At 69.5% G+C, this 22,706-nt stretch carries 23 protein-coding genes and 1 pseudogene; 12 read left to right on the forward strand and 12 right to left on the reverse strand.

All coding sequences use genetic code 11. The annotated features are described in order from the left end of the window. The first annotated feature begins 9 nt into the window (after positions 1 to 9). Genes QF046_RS04410 through QF046_RS04420 form a run of 3 tightly spaced genes read left to right on the forward strand, consistent with a single transcriptional unit; the run spans position 10 to position 2,052 of the window. A complete protein-coding gene (locus tag QF046_RS04410; protein WP_307366606.1) occupies positions 10 to 747 on the forward strand; it encodes a PspA/IM30 family protein in 738 nt (245 codons plus the stop codon). A 58-nt stretch (positions 748 to 805) separates the two neighbouring features. Continuing rightward, positions 806 to 1,612: an arginase family protein gene (locus tag QF046_RS04415; RefSeq protein WP_307366608.1), complete on the forward strand. Its 807-nt coding sequence runs from the start codon at positions 806 to 808 to the stop codon at positions 1,610 to 1,612. Then, positions 1,609 to 2,052, forward strand: coding sequence for a Fe-S oxidoreductase (locus tag QF046_RS04420; RefSeq protein ID WP_307366609.1), 444 nt, complete (start codon positions 1,609 to 1,611; stop codon positions 2,050 to 2,052). Before QF046_RS04415 ends, QF046_RS04420 begins: the two co-directional genes overlap by 4 nt. A 15-nt stretch (positions 2,053 to 2,067) precedes the next feature. On the opposite strand, the gene QF046_RS04425 is transcribed toward QF046_RS04420, so the two are convergent. Beyond that, positions 2,068 to 2,526, reverse strand: coding sequence for an SIP domain-containing protein (locus QF046_RS04425; protein ID WP_307366611.1), 459 nt, complete (start codon positions 2,524 to 2,526; stop codon positions 2,068 to 2,070). A gap of 59 nt (positions 2,527 to 2,585) precedes the next feature. After that, positions 2,586 to 3,290, reverse strand: coding sequence for a tyrosine-protein phosphatase (locus QF046_RS04430; RefSeq protein ID WP_307366613.1), 705 nt, complete (start codon positions 3,288 to 3,290; stop codon positions 2,586 to 2,588). 158 nt (positions 3,291 to 3,448) lie between these two features. Between QF046_RS04430 and QF046_RS04435 the strand changes: the two genes are divergently transcribed. The 6 genes from QF046_RS04435 to QF046_RS04460 all read left to right on the forward strand — a co-directional run bounded on the left by QF046_RS04435 (position 3,449) and on the right by QF046_RS04460 (position 9,371). Beyond that, positions 3,449 to 4,363, forward strand: coding sequence for an alpha/beta fold hydrolase (locus QF046_RS04435; RefSeq protein WP_307366615.1), 915 nt, complete (start codon positions 3,449 to 3,451; stop codon positions 4,361 to 4,363). Positions 4,364 to 4,427: 64 nt separating this feature from the next. Continuing rightward, positions 4,428 to 5,957 (forward strand): ABC transporter substrate-binding protein, encoded by a 1,530-nt coding sequence (locus tag QF046_RS04440; RefSeq protein ID WP_307366618.1) that lies wholly within the window; start codon positions 4,428 to 4,430, stop codon positions 5,955 to 5,957. A gap of 3 nt (positions 5,958 to 5,960) precedes the next feature. Further along, positions 5,961 to 6,914, forward strand: coding sequence for an ABC transporter permease (locus QF046_RS04445; RefSeq protein WP_307366620.1), 954 nt, complete (start codon positions 5,961 to 5,963; stop codon positions 6,912 to 6,914). Further along, positions 6,914 to 7,783 carry an ABC transporter permease gene (locus QF046_RS04450; RefSeq protein WP_307366622.1) on the forward strand — a complete coding sequence of 290 codons (870 nt, stop codon included), beginning with the start codon at positions 6,914 to 6,916 and terminating at the stop codon, positions 7,781 to 7,783. The genes QF046_RS04445 and QF046_RS04450 overlap by 1 nt, the downstream gene beginning before the upstream one ends. Further along, positions 7,780 to 8,580: an ABC transporter ATP-binding protein gene (locus tag QF046_RS04455; RefSeq protein WP_307366624.1), complete on the forward strand. Its 801-nt coding sequence runs from the start codon at positions 7,780 to 7,782 to the stop codon at positions 8,578 to 8,580. Before QF046_RS04450 ends, QF046_RS04455 begins: the two co-directional genes overlap by 4 nt. Continuing rightward, entirely contained in the window at positions 8,577 to 9,371 is a 795-nt protein-coding gene (locus QF046_RS04460) for an ABC transporter ATP-binding protein (RefSeq protein ID WP_307366626.1), read from the forward strand. Before QF046_RS04455 ends, QF046_RS04460 begins: the two co-directional genes overlap by 4 nt. Here the strand turns inward: QF046_RS04460 and QF046_RS04465 are convergent. The 3 genes from QF046_RS04465 to QF046_RS04475 are packed head-to-tail and all read right to left on the reverse strand — an operon-like array spanning position 9,352 to position 11,383. Then, positions 9,352 to 9,900: a GNAT family N-acetyltransferase gene (locus QF046_RS04465; RefSeq protein ID WP_307366628.1), complete on the reverse strand. Its 549-nt coding sequence runs from the start codon at positions 9,898 to 9,900 to the stop codon at positions 9,352 to 9,354. The genes QF046_RS04460 and QF046_RS04465 overlap by 20 nt on opposite strands. Next, positions 9,897 to 10,598 carry a uracil-DNA glycosylase gene (locus QF046_RS04470; RefSeq protein WP_307366631.1) on the reverse strand — a complete coding sequence of 234 codons (702 nt, stop codon included), beginning with the start codon at positions 10,596 to 10,598 and terminating at the stop codon, positions 9,897 to 9,899. The genes QF046_RS04465 and QF046_RS04470 overlap by 4 nt, the downstream gene beginning before the upstream one ends. Further along, on the reverse strand, positions 10,598 to 11,383 hold the full coding sequence (locus QF046_RS04475) for an SDR family oxidoreductase (RefSeq protein ID WP_307366634.1): 786 nt from the start codon (positions 11,381 to 11,383) through the stop codon (positions 10,598 to 10,600). The genes QF046_RS04470 and QF046_RS04475 overlap by 1 nt, the downstream gene beginning before the upstream one ends. A gap of 177 nt (positions 11,384 to 11,560) precedes the next feature. On the opposite strand from QF046_RS04475, the gene QF046_RS04480 reads away from it, so the two are divergent. Both QF046_RS04480 and QF046_RS04485 read left to right on the forward strand, forming a co-directional pair. Next, the gene (locus tag QF046_RS04480; RefSeq protein WP_307366636.1) at positions 11,561 to 12,883 is read left to right on the forward strand and encodes a bifunctional o-acetylhomoserine/o-acetylserine sulfhydrylase; all 1,323 of its coding nucleotides are present in this window, start codon (positions 11,561 to 11,563) and stop codon (positions 12,881 to 12,883) included. A 223-nt stretch (positions 12,884 to 13,106) separates the two neighbouring features. After that, positions 13,107 to 14,312 carry a homoserine O-acetyltransferase gene (locus QF046_RS04485; protein ID WP_307366638.1) on the forward strand — a complete coding sequence of 402 codons (1,206 nt, stop codon included), beginning with the start codon at positions 13,107 to 13,109 and terminating at the stop codon, positions 14,310 to 14,312. 11 nt (positions 14,313 to 14,323) lie between these two features. On the opposite strand, the gene QF046_RS04490 is transcribed toward QF046_RS04485, so the two are convergent. Genes QF046_RS04490 through QF046_RS04505 form a run of 4 tightly spaced genes read right to left on the reverse strand, consistent with a single transcriptional unit; the run spans position 14,324 to position 17,412 of the window. Further along, positions 14,324 to 14,983 (reverse strand): NUDIX domain-containing protein, encoded by a 660-nt coding sequence (locus QF046_RS04490; RefSeq protein WP_307366640.1) that lies wholly within the window; start codon positions 14,981 to 14,983, stop codon positions 14,324 to 14,326. A gap of 7 nt (positions 14,984 to 14,990) precedes the next feature. Further along, a complete protein-coding gene (locus QF046_RS04495; protein WP_307366642.1) occupies positions 14,991 to 15,308 on the reverse strand; it encodes a thiamine-binding protein in 318 nt (105 codons plus the stop codon). A 15-nt stretch (positions 15,309 to 15,323) separates the two neighbouring features. Next, positions 15,324 to 16,562, reverse strand: a complete 1,239-nt coding sequence (locus QF046_RS04500) for a hypothetical protein (protein ID WP_307366643.1) — start codon at positions 16,560 to 16,562, stop codon at positions 15,324 to 15,326. Positions 16,563 to 16,578: 16 nt separating this feature from the next. Beyond that, a complete protein-coding gene (locus tag QF046_RS04505; protein WP_307366645.1) occupies positions 16,579 to 17,412 on the reverse strand; it encodes an ADP/ATP-dependent (S)-NAD(P)H-hydrate dehydratase in 834 nt (277 codons plus the stop codon). A 50-nt stretch (positions 17,413 to 17,462) separates the two neighbouring features. Here QF046_RS04505 and QF046_RS04510 point away from each other — a divergent pair, with 50 nt between their 5' ends. Beyond that, positions 17,463 to 18,524, forward strand: coding sequence for an NADH:flavin oxidoreductase/NADH oxidase (locus QF046_RS04510; RefSeq protein WP_307366647.1), 1,062 nt, complete (start codon positions 17,463 to 17,465; stop codon positions 18,522 to 18,524). 48 nt (positions 18,525 to 18,572) lie between these two features. On the opposite strand, the gene QF046_RS04515 is transcribed toward QF046_RS04510, so the two are convergent. The 3 genes and pseudogenes from QF046_RS04515 to QF046_RS04525 form a co-directional block, all read right to left on the reverse strand. Continuing rightward, positions 18,573 to 19,634, reverse strand: coding sequence for a hemolysin family protein (locus tag QF046_RS04515; RefSeq protein ID WP_307366650.1), 1,062 nt, complete (start codon positions 19,632 to 19,634; stop codon positions 18,573 to 18,575). Continuing rightward, positions 19,631 to 20,976: pseudogene (locus QF046_RS04520) on the reverse strand (hemolysin family protein). Before QF046_RS04520 ends, QF046_RS04515 begins: the two are co-directional and overlap by 4 nt. Before the next feature lie 169 nt (positions 20,977 to 21,145). Then, complete coding sequence (locus QF046_RS04525; RefSeq protein ID WP_307366652.1) at positions 21,146 to 22,606, reverse strand: GuaB1 family IMP dehydrogenase-related protein; 1,461 nt, start codon at positions 22,604 to 22,606, stop codon at positions 21,146 to 21,148. Positions 22,607 to 22,706 lie beyond the last annotated feature (100 nt).

The raw sequence follows: 22,706 nt of genomic DNA on the forward strand, positions 1-22,706 counted from the left end.
GAATCACAAATGGCCAAGGAATCCATCTTCGGACGCATCTCCACGCTCGTCCGTGCGAACATCAACTCGCTCCTCGACCAGGCCGAGGACCCGCAGAAGATGATCGATCAGCTCGTCCGCGACTACACGAACAACATCGCGGATGCCGAGTCGGCGATCGCCGAGACGATCGGCAACCTGCGTCTGCTCGAGCGCGACCACGAGGAAGACGTCCGCTCCGCAGGAGAGTGGGGCAACAAGGCACTGGCCGCCAGCCGCAAGGCCGATGAGCTTCGCGGCTCGGGCAGCACCGCGGATGCCGACAAGTTCGACAGCCTCGCCAAGATCGCCCTGCAGCGCCAGATCAGCTCGGAGCGCGAGGCCCGCGCCTCGGAGCCGCAGATCGCGTCGCAGACCGAGATCGTCGACAAGCTCAAGAGCGGCCTGAACGGCATGAAGGACAAGCTCGGCGAGCTCAAGACCAAGCGCAGCGAGCTGCTCGCACGCGCCAAGGTCGCCGAGGCCCAGACCAAGGTGCAGGACGCCATCGGCTCGATCAACGTGCTCGACCCGACCAGCGAGCTCGGTCGTTTCGAGGACAAGATCCGCCGCCAGGAAGCACTCGCCCAGGGCAAGGCGGAGATCGCGGCCTCGTCCCTCGACGCGCAGTTCGAGAGCCTCGAGGACCTCGGCGAGCTCACCGAGGTGGAAGCCCGCCTCGCCGAGCTCAAGTCGGGCAAGCCGCAGGCAGCCATCGAATCAGAGTGATCGGACGGGCGGATGCCGCACTCCGGCATCCGCCCCTCCCTCCTCAGAGCTGGATCCCATGACCCGATTCCTCATCGTCCCGCAGTGGCAGGGCTCCCCTGCCGCCCGCGCCATGCTTCTGGTCGACGGCGCGAACGCGATCGCCGGCGATCTGCCGCGCAAGGACACCACCGTGCTGGACGTGCCCCTCGAAGCCGGCGAGTCGCTGGGCACCGGCGTGCGGCGACTCAGCTCGCTGCTGCGGGTGCGCGACCTGGTCGCTGAGAACATGTCGGATGCCGGTGAGCAGACCGTCCTGATCGGCGGCGACTGCAGCGTGACCGCGTTCGCGCTCTCGGCCGTCGACCACGCGGACACCGCCGTGCTCTGGTGCGATGCGCACCCCGATCTCAACGATCCCTCCACGTCCCCCTCCGGCTCGTTCTCCGGGATGGCCCTGCGCGCGGTTCTCGGAGAGGGCGAGCCTCAGCTGGCGCTCTCCCCGGCGGTTCCCGCCGAGCACGTCGTCCTGCTCGGCGCTCGCAGCATCGACGAGAGCGAGCAGGATCCGCTCTCATCGATCACGACCCTCACCCCCGAGGACGCGCAGGACCCGGATGCCGTCGTCGCAGCGGTGCGCGCCACCGGCGCCACACGGGTCTGGGTGCACATCGACGTCGATGTGATCGACCCTGCGGAATTCGAGGGCGTCTCCGAAGCCGCCCCGTTCGGCGTATCCACCAGTGCGCTGGTGTCGGCGATCAAGCAGGTTCGAGCCGAGTTCCCCCTCGCGGGGGCGACGATCTCGGGATTCGCCCCGCGCAGCCCCGCCCATGCCGTGCAGGACATGGGTGCGATCCTGCGACTCATCGGCGCCGTGGCGTGAACGCCGACTGGCGCGGCGAGGCGGAGCGCATCCTGGTGCGAGGACGTCGCTCGGATCGGCGCATCCCTGCATTCCTGCTGCGTTCGCCGATCAGTCGCCTCGGCTACTGGTGGGGCACTTCGGTCGGCTGGGTGTGGGGGTCGCTCTGGAGCACCGGCCCTGTCGAACGTCGGGGCGGACTGTGGGTGTTCCGTGGTCTTCCGCAGTGGTCGTACGGTCGCGGGGGCGTGTGCGTGGGAGGCTGCTACCTGACCGGTGACATCGAACCGTCCGACGCGGTGCTCCGGCATGAGGCGGTGCACAAGCAGCAGTGGTTGCGATACGGCTTCCTGATGCCGTTCCTCTACCTGTTCGCAGGCCGCGACGCGCTGCGGAATCGCTTCGAGATCGAAGCCGGGCTCGAAGACGGCGGGTACGTCCGCCGCACGTCGCAGCGCTGACGAGGTCGCCGCGGGTCAGTGGACCGGCAGTCCGTATCGTGCAGGCGCGTGGATGGCCGTGGGAGCGACGCCGTGATGCTCGGTGAGGTGATCGACGATGTCGGCGGTGCTGATGAAGCAGCCGAGCAGCGTGGCCTCGGTGCGCAGGGTCGCCTCGGACCCGTCGCACAGCATCTCGTCGGCCCAGGCCGTGGCTGCGCGGGTGAGGATCTCACCGGTCGCGCGGCGGACTCCTCCACGCGTGCGCACCAGCCAGGTGACCGTCATCCGCGGCGGGACCTCGACGACTCCGACGGCGTCCGCGTCGGGCACCTCGATGAAGACCCGGCCGACGGCGCACAGCGGAAGGGTGGCGAGCACCAGCTCCAGCTCGGCGAGAGAATTCTCATCCGCGGTGACGAGGTGCTGCACCAGAGGTCGGCGGGACGCCCTGCGTGCGGCGCGTGTGCCGGCGGCGGTCTCGACGATGCTCATGATGCATCGATCATATCACCGAAGGAAGGGTTGCCTTACCTTCCCTGTCGGCTGAGAGCTCAGTCGATGAGGGCGTTCCGCAGCGCGTCCAGTTCGGCATCCGTCAGTCCGGCGCCCTGAAGATACGCAGCCGCCGAGCCGTGCCGCTGATCGATGTCCGCCAGCAGCGCCGCCATCACGGGCGCAGGCGATTCGGTCGCCAGCTGTATCGCATTGCGCGCGTCGGGCATGTTGGCCCGGAAGTAGGCGATGATCGCCCGATTCCGCTCCGCAGGCAGCTGCGATGCGGTCAATGCATAGTCGGCGATCACCGCATCGCGATCGGCCCCGATCGCGCTCAGCGCGAGAGCGACCGTGACGCCCGTGCGGTCCTTGCCCACCGTGCAGTGCACGAGCGTCGGCTCCCCCGACGCGATCACGCGCACCGCCTCCACCAGTCGCGAGGCGCTGTCGTCGACGAGATGCCGGTACATCCGCTCCAGATCCATGTCCTGCTCGAAGAAGGAGCCGACGGATCCCAGGAACAGCGGGATGTGCGTGGTCGCCACCGACCGCAGTGCGGACGGCTCAGCGCGTACTTCGGTCTCGTCGCGCAGATCCACGACCCGCTGCACGCGCTCTTCGAGCGCGGACGCGCCCGCAGGAGTCAACCGCGCGAGCTGACCCGATCGCAGCAGCGCACCGTGGCGCACGCGCGCGGTTCCGACGGGAATGCCGCCGACATCTCTCAGGTTGCTCACTCCGGGGATGTCGAGAATCGTCACCCCTCCAGCCTAGGACGAGAAGGCGACCGTGCCAGCCGAACAAGAAATGCAGATAGACAAGCGTTGGCAGAAACCGCCAGACCTTCTGCTCATTTAATACGCGGATTACTTCACTTAATGATCCGAGATTTCCTGTGAACCCCATCCGATAGCAGAATATGGCCGTGGCACAAGACACCAGCGAGTTCCGCTACCTGCCCGCGCAGGCCCAGAGGTTCGGCATCCCCGTCCCCTCCGCCCGACGCATCGCGCTGGCTCTTCCCGACGGACGCTCGCTCAGCGCCCTGCACTTCGGCGACGGCGCACCCGAGGTGACCCTGCTGCACGGTGCAGGTCTGAACGCCCACACGTGGGATTCCGTTGCCCTGCTGCTCGGTCGCCCGGCTCTGATGATCGACCTCGCCGGGCACGGCGACTCCTCCTGGCGTGCCGATCTCGACTACTCCCCTGCAGCTCTCGCCGGCGATGTCGTCGCCGCGATCGAGGAGTGGACGGACGAACCGCAGGTGCTGATCGGGCACTCGCTCGGCGGTCTCACCGCGACCGTGGTGGCGGCACGCCATCCGGAACTGGTCGCCGAACTGATCCTCGTCGACATCGTGCCCGGTCTGGACACCGACGCCGCGCCCGCCGTGCTGCGCGAGTTCTATCAGGTGACGGAGTTCGACTCCCGCGACGACGTCGTCGCCCGCGCCGAGAAGTTCGGCTTCGGCGGCGCGCGCGAGGACACCGAGCGCGGAGTCTTCTTCAACACACGCGTGCGCGAGGACGGCCGCATCGAGTGGAAGCACCACTTCGCCCAGATCATCGGCCACGCCTTCGACGCGTTGAACGCCGCGAAGCGAGCATCCACCGCTGCGGACCTGTGGTCGGACATCACCGGGGTGACCGCTCCCCTCACGCTCGTCCGCGGCTCGCACGGGTTCCTTCAGGATGCCGACGTCGCGGAGTTCTCCCGGCAGGTGCCCTCGGCGACCGTCACCACCGTCGACGCCGGCCACAACATCCAGGAGACCGACCCGGCCTCGCTGGCATCCCTCGCAGCCGATGCACTGAGCCGCACCTCCCGCTGACCGCAACTCGAACTGACCCCTCCACCGCTGACCCGAGTGGGATCCATCTCCGAGAGGACACGACGTGTCTACTTCAACAACCGCACGCCGATCAGCCCGTCTGGCCGCGATCGGGCTCCTCGCCGTCGGCGCTCTCGTGCTGAGCGCCTGCGGCGGCTCGCCGGAGCCTGTCTCGACGTCGCCCGGCAAAGCCGACCCGAACGCGGACCTCACGGTCGGCCTGGTACTCGAGCCGACCAACCTCGACATCCGCCACACCAGCGGTGCCGCGCTCGAGCAGGTCCTCGTCGACAACATCTATGAGGGTCTGGTCACGCGCACGCAGGACAACAAGGTCGAGGACCGCCTGGCCGCGTCTCACGAGATCTCCCCCGACGGGCTCACCTACACGTTCACGCTCAACGACGGCATCAGCTTCCACGACGGTACCGCGCTCACCTCGGCCGACGTCGTCGCCTCGTACCAGACCGTGAAGACGGATGCCAGCGTGCAGGGCAACACCGAGTTCGCCGGCGTCGCCGCCATCAGCGCACCCGACGCCGAGACCGTGCAGATCACGCTGACCAAGCCGGACCAGAACTTCCTGTTCAACCTGACCGGCCCGGCGGGACTCGTCTTCAAGACCGGCGACAAGACCGACCTGAAGACCGCCGAGAACGGCACAGGGCCGTTCACCCTGCAGCGCTGGGCCAAGGGCAGCTCGATCGCCTTCACCCGCTACGACGAGTACTGGGGCAAGAAGGCGCAGCTCGCGCAGGTGACCTTCCAGTACATCCCCGACTTCACCGCCGGGGTCAACGCCGCTCTCGACGGCTCGATCGACGTCCTCACCGCTGTGGACCCGAACCTCGTCTCGCAGCTGAAGGACTCCGGTGACTTCGCGATCACCACCGGGCGCACCACCGACAAGGCGACCCTCGCGTTCAACAACGCCAAGGCTCCGCTGAACGACGCGCGCGTGCGCAAGGCGCTGCGTCTGGCGATCGACCACGAGGCGCTGGTCGAGGCCGTGGGTGCGGGCGAGACGCTGTACGGACCGATCCCCTCGCTGGACCCCGGCTACGAGGATCTGTCCGAGCTCGTCCCCTTCGACCCGGCCGAGGCGAAGAAGCTGCTCAAGGAAGCCGGGCAGGAGAAGCTCGACCTGACCCTCACCATCCCGTCCTTCTACGGGACCACCGTGGCGCAGGTGCTGGTCTCGGACTTCGCGAAGGTCGGCGTCTCCCTCGAGGTGAACCGCGTCGAATTCGCGACCTGGCTCGAGGACGTCTACACCAACCACGACTACGAGCTCAGCTTCGTGCTGCACGTCGAGCCCCGCGACTTCGGCAACTGGGCGAACCCGGACTACTACTTCGGCTACGACAACCCCGAGGTGCAGGACCTGTATGCGCAGTCGCAGGCCGAGCTGGACCCCGCGAAGTCGGCGGACCTGCTCAAGCAGGCCGCACGCATCGTGTCCGAGGACGACGCCGCCGACTGGCTGTACAACGGCGCCACGCTGACCGCGCACATTCCGGGCGTCTCCGGGTTCCCGAAGGACTCGATCAACTCGCGCATCGACCTCTCCGGCGTCACCAAGACCGCCGACTGACGCATGCTCCGATACGCGCTCACACGGGGGGCCCTGCTGATCGCAGGGCTCCTCGTGTCGAGCGTGATCATCTTCCTCACACTGCGGGTCTTCCCCGGCGACGTCGCACAGCTGATCGCGGGCACCCAGGCCAGTCCGGAGACCGTCGCGGCGCTGCGGGAGTCACTCGGGCTGAACAAGCCTCTGCCCGTGCAGTACGGAGCCTGGATCGGGGGCATCCTGCACGGCGACCTCGGCACCTCCCAGCTCAGCGGCGCCTCGGTCGGCGCCGAGCTCGTCGAGAAGGCCCGGGTGACGGTGCCGCTGGGCATCATGGCTCTCACGATCGCCCTGCTCATCGCCGTGCCGTTCGGCATCCTGTCCGCGGTGATGCGCGGACGCTCCGGGGGCACGTCGCTGAACGTGGCCGCGCAGACCATCGCCGCGGTGCCGGTCATCTGGGCCGGGATGATGCTGGTGGTCGTCTTCGCCCAGTGGCTGGGCTGGCTGCCCGCCCAGGGCTTCCCGCGCACGGGCTGGACCACGCCCCTCAAGGCGTTCGAGTCGCTGCTGCTGCCCGCACTGACCATCGGGATCGTCGAGGGCGCGATGCTGCTGCGCTTCGTGCGCAGCGCCACGATGCAGGCGGCCGGTCAGGACTTCGTGCGCACGGCCGCGGCCAAGGGGCTGACCCGCCGTCAGGCACTCATCCGGCATGGCATCCCCGCCGTCGGACTCTCGATCGTGACGGTCCTGGGTCTGCAGGTGGCAGGCATCATCGTCGGCTCGGTCGTCATCGAACAGCTCTTCACGCTTCCCGGCATCGGGCGGATGCTGGTCGCCGACGTCGGCACGCGCGACCTGGTGAAGGTGCAGAGCGAGCTGCTCGTGCTCACCGGGTTCGTGCTGGTGATCGGATTCATCGTCGACCTGGTGCACCACACCGTCGACCCGAGACAGCGCGCGGAGGTCGACTGATGCCCCACTGGCTGCGCGCACTGCTCTCCTCCGGCCCGGGCCGATTCGGGGTCATCGTGGTGCTGCTGATCGCACTCACCGCGGTGGTGTCGCTGTTCTGGACGCCGTTCGACCCGATGCTCTCCGACATCCGCGGGCGCTGGGCCGAGCCCGGCTGGCCGCACCTCCTCGGCACCGACGGCACGGGCCGCGACATCCTCAGCCTCGTGATGGCGGGAGCCCGCACGACGGTGTTCGTCGCGGTGGGCGCCGGCATCGTCGCGACCCTCGTCGGCATCGCGCTGGCCGCGCTCGGCGCGCTGACGGCGCGATGGATGCGCGAGACGGTGGCCGTGCTCGTCGACATCCTGATCGCGTTCCCCGTGCTGATGATCGCCATGATGATCTCGGCTGTGTGGGGCGGGTCGCTCTGGGTCGTGGTGTTCTCGGTGGGGATCGGCTTCGGCGTCAGCATCGCGCGCGTCACACGCCCCGAGCTGCGCCGCGTTCAGCAGAGCGATTTCGTCGTCGCCGGACGCGCGAACGGACTGACGACAGGACAGAACCTCGTGCGGCACCTGCTGCCGAACGTCGCACCGGTCTTCATCGTGCAGCTGTCCTGGTCGATGGCGGTCGCGGTGCTCGCCGAGGCCGGCCTGTCCTACCTCGGCTTCGGCGCCACCCTCACGGAGGCCTCCTGGGGAACGCTGCTCGCCGACCTGCAGCGCTACATCGGCGTGCACCCGCTGACCGTCGTCTGGCCCGGTCTGGCGATCACCATCACCGTGCTCGGTCTGAACCTGCTCGGCGACGCGCTGCGCGAGGCGACCGACCCCACTCTGTCCCGCCACGGCACGGCGGAGATCCACGAGCCGGTGGTGGTCGCATGAGTCTCGAGGTGCAGGATCTGGTCGTCGAGATCGACGGCAGGCGCGTGATCGACGGCATCTCGTTCAGGGTCGAGGACGGTCAGCGATTCGGCCTGATCGGCGAGTCCGGCTCGGGAAAATCGCTGACGGCCCTCGCGGTGCTCGGGCTGCTGCCCGAGGGCGCCACGGCAAGCGGCAGCATCCGCTGGCACGGCACCGAACTGATCGGCATGCCCGACCGGGAACTGGCGAAGCTGCGCGGCGACGACATCGGCATGGTCTTCCAGGAGCCGCGCACGGCACTGAACCCGATCCGCACCGTGGGCCGTCAGATCGCCGAATCAGTGCGCATCCACGAGCGAATCAGTCGACGCGAAGCACGCGAACGGGCGATCGTCGAGGCCGCACGGGTGAACCTGCCCGATCCCGAGACCATCATCGACCGCTACCCGCATCAGCTCTCCGGCGGGCAGCGGCAGCGCGTCGCGATCGCGATGGCGCTCGCGTGCCGGCCCAAGCTGCTGATCGCCGACGAGCCCACCACGGCGCTGGATGTCACCATCCAGGCCGAGATCCTGGGGCTCCTGCTGGGGCTCGTCGAGGAGCAGGGCATGTCACTGGTGTTCATCACCCATGACCTCGCCGTGCTGTCGCAGATCGCCACCCATGCGGCAGTGCTCGAGCACGGACGCGTCATCGAGCAGGCGCCCGTGCCGACGCTGCTCAGCACACCGTCCTCTCCCGTGACGCAGGCGCTGCTGCGCGATGCGACGGCGACCCTGTGGCGGCCGTCCGGACACGACGGAGGTGCGGCATGAGCCTGATCGAGGCGGAGAACCTCAGTCGCTCCTTCACCCTGCCCCGCCGCACGATGTTCGAGCGCCGTCGCTTCAGCACGGCCCTGCACCCGACGGACCTCACGATCGAGGCGGGCGAGTCGCTCGGCCTGATCGGCGAGTCCGGCTCGGGCAAGTCGACTCTGGTGCGGCTGCTGCTGGGCCTGGATCGCCCCACCACCGGGCGCGTCAGCGTGGATGGCAAGGAAGTGGATGCCGCAGCATCCGCCCGGTCGCTGCACTGGCTGCGCCGCCAGACGGGGCTCGTCTTCCAGGACCCGTACGCGTCGCTGGATCCGCGCATGACGGCCGGACAGATCATCGCCGAGCCGCTCTGGGCGCTCGACATCCCGGGTGACCGCAGAGCGCGGGTGCGCGAGGTCCTGAGCCAGGTCGGCCTCGACGCAGACATGGCGGACCGGCATCCGCACGAGTTCTCCGGCGGCCAGCGTCAGCGGGTGGCGATCGCCCGCGCGATCGCCCACCGTCCCCGGATCCTCGTCGGCGACGAGCCGCTGTCCGCGCTGGACGTGACCGTGCGGGCGCAGATCCTGGAGCTCCTGCAGCAGCTGCGGCGGGATGAAGGGCTCACGCTGATCCTCGTCTCGCACGACATCGGCGTGGTGCAGAACCTCGCCGACACCGTTGCGGTGATGAAGGACGGCGCGATCGTCGAGCGCGGCAGGACGGATGCCGTGCTGCAGAACCCCACGAAGGACTACACGAAGGCGCTGCTCGCCGCGATCCCGGTGATCACGCCCCCGACCCTTTGATCGCCGGGTCCCTGAGCCGGTCGAAGGGCAGGCTCTTCTGCAGGAAGAACACGCCCTGCGACTCGCCGAACTTCTCACCGACGTCGGTGAGCCGGCCCACATCGACGAATCCGGCTTTGCGGTGCAGAGCGATCGACGCATCGGCACCGCGATCGGCGATCACCGCGATCACCTGCCGCAGACCCGCGCTGCGGCAGGCGTCGAGGAACTCGGCGAGCAGCGCCCGGCCGATCCCGCGCCCCGCTGCCGACGGTGCCAGATAGATCGAGTTCTCGATCGTGAAGCGGTACGCCGACTTCGGCGACCAGGGCTGGCCGAGGGCGTAGCCCAGCACGTCACCGGCATCCGTCTCGGCGACGAGGAACGGGATGCCGGCAGCGGCGATCTTCGCCGACTTCTGCGCCCAGTCCTCCTCCGTCGATTCGATCTCGTCGTAGGTGACCGTCGAGGTGCGCACGTAATGGTTGTAGATGTCGCGGATGGCGGGCAGGTCGGCGTCCGCGACCGGGCGCACGCGCAGCGCGCTCACTCCTCCCCCTCCACACGCCAGTCGACGGCGGTGCCGCCCGACGACTCGAGCAGGGCGTTCGCGCGGGAGAACGGACGGGAGCCGAAGAAACCGCGCCGGGCGGACAGCGGCGACGGATGCGCGGACTCGATCACCGGCGTGCTGCCGAGCAGGGGCTTCAGCCCTCGAGCATCCGCCCCCCACAGGATCGCGACCAGCGGCCGGTCCCTGGCCACGAGCGTGCGGATCGCCAGTTCCGTCACCTGCTCCCACCCCCAGCCGCGGTGCGAGGCCGGAACGCCGGGGCGCACGGTGAGGACCCTGTTCAGGAGCAGCACGCCCTGATCGCTCCACGCGGTCAGGTCGCCGTGCGGTGCTGGCGGGATGCCGAGATCATCCTGGCGCTCGCGGTAGATGTTGCCCAGGCTCCTCGGCAGCGGACGCACATCGCGCTCGACCGCGAAGGAGAGCCCGATCGGATGACCCGGTGTCGGATACGGATCCTGGCCGGTGATGAGCACGCGCACGTCGTCCAGCGGCCGCTGGAAGGCGCGGAGCACGTTCGCACCTTCCGGGAGGTAGCCGTGGCCGGACGCCTGCTCGGCGCGCAGGCGGTCTCCGAGTTCGGTGATCAGCGGCTGCAGCGGCGCGAGCGCGGCAGCCCACCCGTGATCGATCTGCCCCGCATCGGCGAGCTGGGCGAGGGTGTGCGGCGGCATCAGTCCACGTCGGTGCGCACGTGCAGCGGCCCGCGGGCCAGCAGGTGCTGCGCGGACTGCGCGACCGGGCGCATCGTGACGAGGTCGAGGTTGACTCGCCGCGGCGCGTTCAGCGCGTAGGCGATGACATCCGCCACGTCCTCCGCGAGCAGCGGCTCGTCGACTCCGGCGTAGGTGGCCTCGGCGGCGATGCGGTCGCCGCCCAGACGGTTCAGCGTGAACTCTTCGGTGTGCACCATGCCCGGTGCGACCTCGACGACGCGGATCGGCTCGCCGTTGAGTTCCTGCCGCAGCACCTTCACGAGCATCGACTCCGCCGCCTTCGCGGCGTTGTAGCCGGCGCCGCCCGGGTACGCGATCTGCGCGGCGGTCGAGGTGACGAACACCGTGTCCGCGTGACCGGTCTGCGCCGCGCCGTCGCGCAGCAGCGGGAGGATGCCGGACACCAGCCGCTGCGTCGACAGCACGTTCGCGTCGTACATCCACTGCCAGTCATCGATCGAACCGCCCTCGACGCTGTCGGTGCCCCTGGCGCCGCCGGCAACCTGCACGAGAGCGTGCACGGGCCCGGTGCGTTCAAGCTCCTCGAGCAGGGCCGCGACGGCATCCGCATCCGTCAGATCGCACGCGATCGCCGACGAGCCGGTCTCGGCGGCGAGCGCCGCCAGCCGGTCGGCGCGTCTCGCGACTCCGACGACATCCCAGCCCTGTGCACGCAGCGCGCGCACAGTCGCCTCCCCGATACCGGTACTGGCCCCGGTCACCACGGCACGTCTGTTCACCATGCGTCCACCGTACGGCTTTTTCCGTTTCCTGCCGTGATCCGGCCGCGCCCTGCCGCGATCTGAAGTGTTACGTAACATTTCCCGGCGGTTGTCGATGAATGCCGGCGGACCCTACTGTCGCTACAAGGCATCCGCCGCACGACCTCTTACCCGTACCCTGACCTCCGGGAGAACCTCATGTCCGCAGCAGACGACTGGCGCTTCGAGACCAAGCAGATCCACTCCGGCGCCGCCCCCGACCCGGTGACGAAGGCGCGGGCGACGCCGATCTACCAGACCACGTCGTACGTGTTCGACAACGCCGACCACGCCGCGAACCTGTTCGCTCTGGCGGAGTTCGGCAACATCTACACCCGCATCCAGAACCCGACGCAGGATGTGCTCGAGCAGCGCCTCGCGGCTCTCGAAGGCGGCACGGGCGCATTGGTGCTCTCCAGCGGCCAGGCCGCATCCACCTTCGCGATCCTGAACATCGCGCAGGCCGGCGACCACTTCGTGGCCTCCAGCTCGATCTACGGCGGCACCTACAACCTCTTCAAGTACACCCTCGCCAAGCTCGGCATCGAGGTCACGTTCGTCGAGAACCAGGACGACATCGAAGAGTGGCGCGCCGCGATCCGTCCGAACACGAAGCTGCTGTTCGCCGAGACCATCGGCAACCCGAAGATCAACGTGCTCGACATCCGCGCCGTCGCCGACGTCGCACACGGCAATGACCTGCCGTTGATCGTCGACAACACGATCGCGACCCCGTTCCTGATCCGGCCGTTCGAGCATGGAGCCGACATCGTGATCCACTCGGTCACCAAGTTCCTCGGCGGCCACGGCACCACCATCGGCGGCGCGATCATCGACGGTGGCAGCTTCGAGTGGTCCAAGCACGTCGATAAGTTCCCCGGCCTCACCGAGCCCGACCCCTCCTACCACGGCGCCAGCTACACCACTGCTGTCGGCGACGGTCTCGCGTACATCATCAAGGCCCGCGTGCAGCTGCTGCGCGACCTCGGCTCGGCCATCGCCCCGCAGAGCGCCTGGAACCTCATCCAGGGCGTGGAGACCCTGTCGCTGCGCATCGAGCGCCACGTGCAGAACGCCCAGGAGATCGCCGAGTGGCTCGACGACCACAGCGACGTCGCCTCGGTGAACTACTCGGGTCTGCCCTCGTCGCCCTGGTACGCCAAGGCCAACGAGTACGCGCCCAAGGGTGTCGGAGCGGTGCTGTCGTTCGAGCTCAAGGGCGGTGTCGAGGCCGGTCGCGAGTTCGTGAACAGCCTGTCGCTGTTCAGCCACCTCGCCAACATCGGCGACGTGCGCTCGCTCGTCATCCACCCGGCATCCACCACGCACTCGCAGTTGACCCCCGAGCAGCAGCTGACCGCCGGCGTCACGCCGGGCCTGGTTCGTCTGTCGGTGGGCCTGGAGAACGTCGAGGACCTCAAGGCCGACCTCGAGCAGGCGCTCTCCGCCGCTCGTGCCGTCGCCGAGGCCGCACGGGCCTGACCCCTCCTCCTCAGACACGCACGATGCCCCGGACCTCCTGGTCCGGGGCATCGTGCGTCCTGCGTCCGGTGCCGTCGGCCGGAGACTCTGGCCGGCATTCGGCGTGCCGTCGCGCAACACGCCGTGCCCACAGCATCCGCTCCGGATGATGAAACGGATGCCGCGCGGCGCTCCACCCGTAACCTGCGGTCCTCACCCACAAGGGCAGGACACAATGGGAGGCATGGACTGGCAGACGACATCTGAGGACACGGTGCCGTCGGCGCCCGTGACCGAAGCCGATGAGCGTCTGCTGCGTGCGCGGCCGCCGGCGACGGGCGCCTGGCGCGACGGGGATCCCGCCGGGGGCCGCCGCTTCACGTTCCTCGGCGACTTCCGCACCGAGAACGGCCAGCACCTGCCCATGACACGGCTGGCATGGGAGTCCTGGGGAGAGTTGAACGAAGCCGGCGACAACGCCGTGCTGATACTGCATGCCCTCACCGGCGACAGCCACGTGCGCGGACCCGCGGGTGCCGGACATCCGACCGCCGGCTGGTGGGAGCAGATCGTCGGCCCCGGGGCGGCCGTCGACACCGACCGCTGGTTCGTGATCGCGCCGAACATGCTGGGCGGATGCCAGGGATCGACCGGCCCCGCCAGCATCGCTCCCGACGGCCGTGAGTGGGCCTCCCGGTTCCCCTACCTCACGATCCGCGATCAGGTCTCCGCGCAGGTCCGCCTGGCCGACGAGCTCGGCATCCGGCGCTGGGCCGCCGTGATCGGCGGGTCGATGGGCGGAATGCACGCCCTGGAGTGGGCGGTGATGGAGCCGGAGCGCGTCGAGCGTCTGGCGGTGCTGTCCTCTCCCCCGGTCACGACCGCCGACCAGCTGGCACTGAACTTCGTGCAGTTGGAGACGGTGCGCATGGACCCGCGCTTCTCAGGCGGCGAGTACTACGACGCCGCGCTCGGCGAGGGACCCCACCGCGGGCTCGCTCTGGCACGGCGCATGGCGCTGCTGAACTACCGCAGTCCGATCGAACTCAACCAGCGCTTCCAGCGCTCCTGGCAGTCCGGAGTCTCGCCGCTCGGACGCGGGGGCCGGTTCGCCGTGGAGTCGTATCTCGACTTCCACGGCAACAAGTTCACCCGCCGCTTCGACGCGAACAGCTACCTCACCGTCGTCGAGGCGATGAACTCGCACGACGTCGGCCGCGACCGCGGCGGCGTCGAAGAGGCGCTGCACGCCATCACGGCGAAGACCCTCGTGCTGGGCATCGACACCGACAGGCTGTTCCCTGCCGACGGGCAGCAGCGCATCGCACGCAGCGTGCCGAACCTCATCGACGACGAGGCGGTCGTGCTGACCAGCGACTTCGGCCACGACGGATTCCTCATCGAGACAGACCCGGTCGGCGTGCACCTGCAGCGGCTGCTCGACGCCTGATCGAGGCGCGGTCAGCCGCGCTCGTACACCCAGGGCAGCGGCCCCATCCGCAGCCGATGCCGCGCACCGAGAACGCCGGGTTCGTCCGGATGCGCATCGTCGCCGGGCCAGATGGCGAGCCCGCCCTCCGCGGTCTCCTCCATGCGGGTGGTGAAATGCGCGGGCTCGGCGGCCGACCGCACGGCTTCGAACACCGCGTCGACGCTGCGGTGAGCAAGCAGCCCGTGCAGCGTGACCCACGTCGGCGGGAAGAGCACGATCTCGCCCGCTGCGTGCCTGGCGAAGACGCGCTCGACGGTGACCCAGGCGGCTTCCTCGATCTCTCCCGGGTTCGTGCGGACGTCCTCGCCCTGCTCCCGGCCGAGGAAGAACCACGTGCGGAACCTCACCGGCATCTCGGCCGGCGGAGTCCAGCACGACAGCACGGTGAGGTCGTGGACGCGGATCCCGGCCTCCTCGTGGGTCTCCCTCCGGGCCGCATTGCGCGCAGCATCCACCTCGGTCGCCGCACCCACCCGGTCGGGCGGGTCCACACGGCCACCGGGGAACACCCACGCGCCCGGGAACGATCCGGACTGCGGTCGCCTCAGCAGCAGAGTCTCCGGGCCGTCCGGACCGTCGCGCAGCACCACGGCGGTCCCGGCGAGCCGCATCGGCACCGGATCGGTCATGGCTGCGTCAGCTCTCGTCGGCGGCGTCGATGGCGGCTTCGAGGCGCTCGATCTTGGCATCCAGCTCACCGCTGTACCCGGGACGGATGTCGGCCTTCAGCACCAGCGACACGCGCGATCCGAAAGGCATGACGGCTTCGGTCGCGCGCTTCACGACATCCATCACCGTGTCCCAGTCCGGACCCTCGATCTCGGTGAACATGCTGGTCGTGCGGTGCGCGAGACCGGATTCGCGCACGACGCGCACGGCGGCCGCGACGGCGTCATGGACAGAGTCTCCTTCACGGCCGCTTCCGGACGGGGCCACTGAGAATGCGACGAGCATGATTCCTCCTGATGTTCACGGGGTGGGGCGGGTGGATGCGGAAGCCTTCGGCACGCGCGTCACGGCACGCACGGAATGGACGAGCAGGACGACCAGCAGCAGATTGCGCACGGTGACGACGAGCACCGCCGCGGGCTCGGCGCGCAGCAGACCGTCGTAGACGAGCGGGTAGATCGTGAAGGTCAGCGCGCACAGCAGGAGGACCAGCACCGTCGCCGTCCGCGCGCGCGGACGGTCGAAGACCAGCCACAGGATCGCGGGAGCGATGAGCCAGGTCCCGAACTGGGGCGAGCCGACCTTGTTGGTGACGATCAGCGCCACGACCAGGGCGAGTGCCAGCGGGGGCAGCAGGCGCTGCCAGGCGGCACCGTCACGGGCGCGCACGATGCCGAGGACCACGATCCCCACGAGCACGACGACCATCACCGCGGTGAGCACGGTCGAGACGGCATCGGCTCCCGGCGCGACGATCTGGAACGTCAGGATGTCGAAGCTGTACTCGATCCGAACGGCCCCGACGACGGCGAGCCAGAGGAAGGGCGTCGCGGCGACCGCCTCGATCTGCAGCCCGCGCCCGGTCTGGGTGAGGAGGAAGCCGAACGCGTGCTCGCCCGCCCCCAGCAGGAGCAGCACCACGACGATCGCCGCGCTGACGGATGCCGCGGTGAACGCCACCTGCCATGAGCGCCTGCCCGCGGCGACCACAGCGAGGATGATGGCTCCCGGCCAGATCTTCACCCATGCGCCGATGGTCAGCAGTGCGGCGCCGACCCGAGGCCGCTGGGCGAGCCACAGGCCGCCCGCGATCGCGATCGGCACGGTGATCGCGTCGATGCGGTACATCGCGATGGGCCCGAGAAGGACCAGGGCACCGATCCAGAACCAGGCCGCACGACGACGGCGTCGGGTTCCGCCGCTCCCGACGAGGGCTCCGAACGCCAGCATGTCGCACAGGGTGACCAGGACCGCCCAGCCGATCAGATAGCCGCCGGCGACGCCGAACGCCGTGGTGAACGGCACGGCGAGCACCTGCGCCAGCAGCATCGGCACCAGGGCGAGCTGCGGGTACACCCACGTCTCGGTGATCCCCACCACCGGTCCACCGCCGAGCGCGGCAGCCGACCAGGGCTGATAGACGAGCGTGACATCGCCCATCGGCTGGCTGGGCAGCACCCAGCCGAGCCAGGCGACGAGCACGTGCGCTGCGAGGAATGCACCCCACAACGTGGCGGAGCGGGTCTTCTTGCGTGTCATGCGATCGGCACCGCGCTCATGCGATCAGCTCCCCGATGGCCGCGGGCAGCGCCTGGGCGAGGTCCAGTGCGACGATCGGGTGCCCTGCTGCGCCGTCGACGGCTCCGGATGCCAGGGCTCCGGCGTGGCCGTGCAGCCAGACGGCTGCCGCGGCGACCTCGTGACGGGGCTGTTCGGGGTTCGCGGCCAGGAGGGCCGCGATGACCCCGGCGAGAACGTCTCCGGTGCCGGCCGTGGACAGCCAGGCCGGTCCGTTCGAGACGGTGATCGGCAGCGTGCCGGGGGCGGCGATGATCGTCTGCGCGCCCTTGCGCACCACCACGTTCCCCAGCGTCTCGGCGGTCTCGACCACCTCGGCGATGCGCTGCTCCGCGGTCGAGTCCCGCACGGCGGTCAGCCCCAGGCGTTCGCGCAGTCGGGCGAGCTCGCCCGCGTGCGGGGTCAGCACGAGTGGTGCGGTCGCGCCGTGCGCGAGATCCAGTGCACCGGCATCCACCACGACCGGCTCCTCACGATGCAGGATCTCCTGCATCGCGGCGAGTTCCTCGCCGTCGCGGTGGGCGGGATCCGTCCCCGAGCCGATCACCCACGCACCCACGCGCGTGCGGCCGATGTCCGTGCCCGCCACGGTCTCCGGGCGCCGGGCGAGCACGGCATCCGCCGCCCCGCCCAGGTAGCGCACATACCCGGCACCGGCGCGCCAGGCGGCTTCCACGCCCAGCACCGCGGCGCCCGGATAGGCGCGCGATCCGGTGCGCAGCGCGACCACGCCGCGCGAATACTTGTCGTCATCCGCAGTCGGCGCTCGCAGGAATGGGACGGTGTCGTCCCTCGTCCATTCGCGGATCATGTGTCCACGCTAGCGCGCCCGGCGCTCTCGGCAGGCGGTAGCGTCGAGGAGTGAGTCTGCTCTTCTCCCCGCTCTTCCTGCGTGATCGCACCTTCCGCAACCGTCTCTGGGTCTCCCCCATGTGCATGTACAGCGCCGTGGACGGCGTGCCGCAGAACTGGCATCGCACCCACCTGGCGCAATTCGCCTCGGGCGGCGCCGGGCTGGTGATGGCCGAGGCCACCTCCGTGGTCTCCGAGGGCCGCATCTCGCCGCGCGACACCGGCCTGTGGACGGACGAGCAGCGCGACGTCTGGGCGCAGATCGTCGCCGATGTGCACGAGCGGGGTGCCCTGATCGGTGTGCAGCTCGCCCACGCGGGCCGCAAGGCCTCCACCTGGTGGCCGTGGGCGGACACCCGCGGCTCGGTGCCGGCGGATGAGGGCGGCTGGCAGACTCTTGCGCCGTCCGACGTCGCGTTCGAGGGGTATGCCGCGCCTGCGGCACTGGACGCCGACGGTATCGAGCGCGTCGTGACCGGTTTCGCCGACGCCGCACGTCGCGCCGTCGACGCCGGATTCGACGTTCTCGAGGTGCACGGCGCACACGGGTATCTGCTGCATCAGTTCCTCTCGCCCCTGTCGAACGTCCGCGACGACGAGTACGGCGGCTCGCTGGAGAATCGCGCGCGGCTGCTGCTGCGCACTCTGGATGCCGTGCGCGATGCCGCCGGCGAGGGCCTGCCCGTGTTCGTGCGCCTTTCGGCCACCGACTACGCCGAGGGCGGCTTCACCCCCGAGGAGGCCGCGCAGGTGGGTCTGTGGGCGCGCGAGCACGGCGCCGACCTGGCCGATGTCTCCAGCGGCGGCACCATCGCCCACCCGGCCATCGACTACAGTCCCGGCTACCAGGTGCCGTTCGCGGCGACCGTGCGCGCAGGCGGACGGGTACCCACGGCGGCCGTCGGGGTCATCACGTCTGGCCGGCAGGCCGAGGAGATCCTCACCTCGGGCGCCGCGGATGCCGTCTTCGCCGGTCGTGAATGGCTGCGCGACCCGCACTTCGCGCTGCGTGCGGCGAGGGAGCTGGGCGCCGAGGTGGACTGGCCGCCGCAGTACCTGCGCGCCCGCTGACGCGCGGGGCGAGCACTGCGGCGGCGTGTCCGCCGCTGTGAGGGGCGGTCAGCGACCGCGTCCCCGGCGCGTGGCGTCCTGAACCTCGCCGACCAGCTCCTCGAGGATGTCCTCCAGGAACAGCACGGCGGTCGTCTCTCCGCGCATGTCGCGCACCTTCGCCAGGTGGCGTCCGCCGCGGCGCATGGCCGCGAGAGCATCCTCCAGGTCGGTGTCCTCCTGCACGGGGATCATGTGGTGGATGCGCTTGGCCGGCAGCGGGACATCCGCCTTGTCGTCCGCCCCGTCCTCCTCGAACGAGCGCAGCACGTCCTTCAGGTGCACGTAGCCGATCGGCGCGTCCTCGGCATCCACGATCACATAGCGGGAGAAGCCGTAGCGGGCGACCGCCTTCTCGACGTCGGCCGGTGTGGCACTCGCCGGCAGGGTGATGAGCTCTGCCAGAGGCACGGCCACATCACGGGCCTTCTTGTCGGTGAACTCCACGGCCGCGGCCACGGCCCCCGAGGTGTCGCTGAGCACGCCCTCGCGACGCGAGCGATCCACGATCGTCGCGACCTCGTCGATCGTGAACGTCGAGGCGGCCTCGGTCTTCGGCTCCACCCGGAACAGCCTCAGCACCGCGTTCGCGGAGCCGTTCAGCGCCCAGATGACGTGGCGGAACACCCGTGAGACCCACACCAGCGGCGGCGCGAGGATGAGCACGGCACGGTCGGGCACCGAGAACGCGAGGTTCTTCGGCACCATCTCCCCGAACACGACGTGCAGGAACGACACGAGCGCGAGCGTGATCACGAACGCCGCGACCGAGATCACGGTGGGATCCCAGCCGATCGCGTGCATCGGGATCTCGAGCAGGTGATGGATCGCCGGCTCGGACACGTTCAGGATCAGCAGCGAGCAGATCGTGATTCCCAGCTGCGAGGTCGCCAGCATCAGCGTGGCGTGCTCCATGGCGTACAGCGCGGTCTTCGCGGAGCGCGAGCCCCGTTCCGCGAGCGGTTCGATCTGCGAGCGGCGCGCGGAGATCACCGCGAACTCGCCGCCGACGAAGAAGGCGTTGGCCAGCAGCAGCACGACCAGCCAGACCAGTCCGGCCCAATCGCTCATCGGCTGACCTCCTGGTCGTCGTCGCCGGAACCGGCGGGGCCTGCGGGATCTGCGGGATCTGCGATGTAGCGGATGCGGTCGACACGGCGTCCGTCCATCCGGGCGACCATGAGCCTGCCGGAGGGGATGCGCACCTCATCGCCGAGCACGGGGACGCGCTCGAGAAGACTCATCACGTATCCGCCGATCGTGTCGTAGACCTCGCCCTCCGGCACGTCGATGCCGGTGCGGGCGAGCAGCTCGTCCGGCCGCAGCTCGCCGGGGAAGGTGATGGAGTCCGCGCGTCGGACGATGCCCGCGCGCGAACGGTCGTGCTCGTCGAAGACCTCGCCGACGATCTCCTCGATGAGGTCCTCCAGCGTGACGATGCCGGCGGTGCCGCCGTACTCGTCGATCACGATGGCCATCTGATAGCCCTTGGAGCGCAGCTCCGCGACCAGCACGTCCAGGTGCATGGTCTCGGGCACCCGCAGCGGGTCGGTGCTGAGTGCTCCGACGGGCACCTCCATGCGCTTCCCGCGCGGCACGGAGACCGCGGCCTTGACGTGCACGACGCCGGTGATGTCATCCAGGTCGTCGTCGTAGACCGGGAACCTGCTGTGTCCGGTGCTGCGGGCCAGTCGGATGACGTCGTCGGCCGAGTCGCCCACCGAGATGGCGTGCATGCTCGGACGCGCGGTCATGATGTCATCCGCGGTCAGGCGCGCGAAGGTGAGGCTGCGGTCGAGCAGTGTCGCGGTGTCCTCCTCGAGCACGCCCTGGCTGGCCGAGCGGCGCACGAGCGAGGACAGCGTCCTCGGCGCTGCGAGCGCCGCTGAGCTCCTCCTTCGGCTCGATGCCCATGCCGCGCAGCACGGCGTTCGCACTGCCGTTGAGCAGCACCACGGCAGGCTTGAACACCAGCGTGAAGGCCGTCTGGAACGGCATCACCACCTTGGCGGTCGCCAGCGGCAGCGCGAGGGCGAAGTTCTTCGGCACGAGCTCGCCGATGATCATCGACAGGATCGTGGCGACCAGCATCGCGACCGTCACCGAGACCGGTGTCGCAGCGGCCTCGGGCACGCCCCAGACCTCCAGCAGCGGCTCGAGGAGCTTCGAGATCGCCGGCTCCATCGTGTATCCGGTCAGCAGCGTGGTGAGCGTGATGCCCAGCTGCGCCGAGGACAGATGCGTCGAGGTGATCTTCAGAGCCCGAATCGTCATCGAGAGGCGGGACTCTCCCCGCGCCTCCCGCGCTTCCAGTTCGGCACGATCGAGGTTGACGAGCGCGAACTCGCTGGCGACGAACAGACCCCGTGCCCACTATGAGAAGCAGCCCCACGCCCAGCAGCACGAATTCCATCAGCTGGCTCCCTCGCTTTCAGCGAGAGACGGGCGGTGGGGCGATGTACTGCAAGAGGGAGGGTCGTCCATGGTGCCGACGATATTACCGAATCGGACTGTGAGGCGAAGCGCGCGTCCGCGATCGGCGAACACGCGAGCGGGAGCCGATCGGATGCCGTCCGGATCACCTACCAGCTGACGGGGAGCGCCTTGCCCTCTTCGTATCCCGACGCGGACTGCAGACCGACCAGGGCGCGCTCGTGGAACTGCGCGACGGTCGCGGCGCCGGCGTAGGTGAACGAGGAGCGCACGCCCGAGGTGATCATGTCGAGCAGGTCCTCCAGCCCTGGGCGCAGCGGGTCGAGGTAGATCATCGACGACGAGATGCCCTCGGCGAACAGCTCCTTGCGGGCCAGCTCGTAGGGGTCGAGTCGCTCGAAGCGCGCCTGCACGGCCTTGGTGGATGCCATGCCCCAGGACTCCTTGTACGCCCGTCCGCGCTCGTCGTGCATCACCTCGCCCGGAGACTCGATGGTGCCGGCGAACCAGGAGCCGACCATGACGGATGCGGCCCCGGCGGCGAGCGCGAGGGCCACGTCGCGCGGATAGCGCACTCCCCCGTCGGCCCAGACGTGCGCTCCGAGGGAACGGGCGGCCTCCGCGGTCTCGAGCACGGCCGAGAACTGCGGGCGCCCCACGGCGGTCATCATCCGTGTGGTGCACATCGCACCGGGCCCGACGCCGACCTTGAGGATGGTCGCACCGGCACGCACGAGGTCGTGCACGCCGTCGGCGGTGACGATGTTGCCCGCCACGATCGGCAGGCCGAGATCCAGCTGCGCGACGGTCTCCAGTGCACGCAGCATCCCCTCCTGATGCCCGTGCGCGGTGTCGAGGACCAGCACGTCGACACCGGCGGATGCCAGTGCCCGTGCCTTCCCTGCGACGTCGCCGTTGATGCCGACGGCCGCGGCCACCGCCAGACGCCTCGAGGCGTCGACGGCCGGACGGTACAGGCTCGAGCGCAGGGCGCTGCGGGGTGAGAGCGTGCCGACGACCTTTCCTCGGTCGAGCACGAGGACCATCTCGGCATCCACGGCCCCGATCGTGTCGAACGCCTCGCGGCCCTCCCCGATGTCCTCCGCGGCGACCGCGACCGGCTCGGAGTGGACCAGATCGCCGAGTGCGGCATCCGTCAGCGCCGTCGCCAGCCGCGGTGCGGGCAGGATGCCGAGCACGTCGCCGCGCTCGAGCGGCTCGTCTCCGCGTCGTTCGGCGACCACGATGCCGTGTCCGTTCGTGGCGGGAAGCAGACGCAGCGCATCGGCGACCGTGGCGCGCGGCGACAGCACCAGCGGGGTGTCCCAGCGAACCGGCTGCCGCTTGACCCAGCGGATCGCCTCGTCCAGCTGCTGCAGCGGCAGATCCTGAGGGAGCACGCCGAGTCCGCCGCGCCTGGCGAGGGTGGCCGCGAGACGCGGTCCGGTGACCGAGTTCATGTTCGATGCGACCAGCGGAATCGTCGCGGGGGTCCCGTCCCCCGGGGCCAGATCCACTTGGAGCCGGCTCGTCACGTCGGAGTGACGAGGCACCAGGAAGACGTCCGAATAGGTCAGATCCACTGCAGGTCGCTCACCGGAGAACTTCATATCGCCAAGCTACCCCGGCGGGCCGCCCGAAACAGCCTGACTGCAGAGCATTCCGACAGGCAGATGGCATTAGGCTTGATGACTGTTACATGTGCGACCC

Source organism: Microbacterium sp. W4I4 (assembly GCF_030816235.1).
GTDB lineage: Bacteria > Actinomycetota > Actinomycetes > Actinomycetales > Microbacteriaceae > Microbacterium.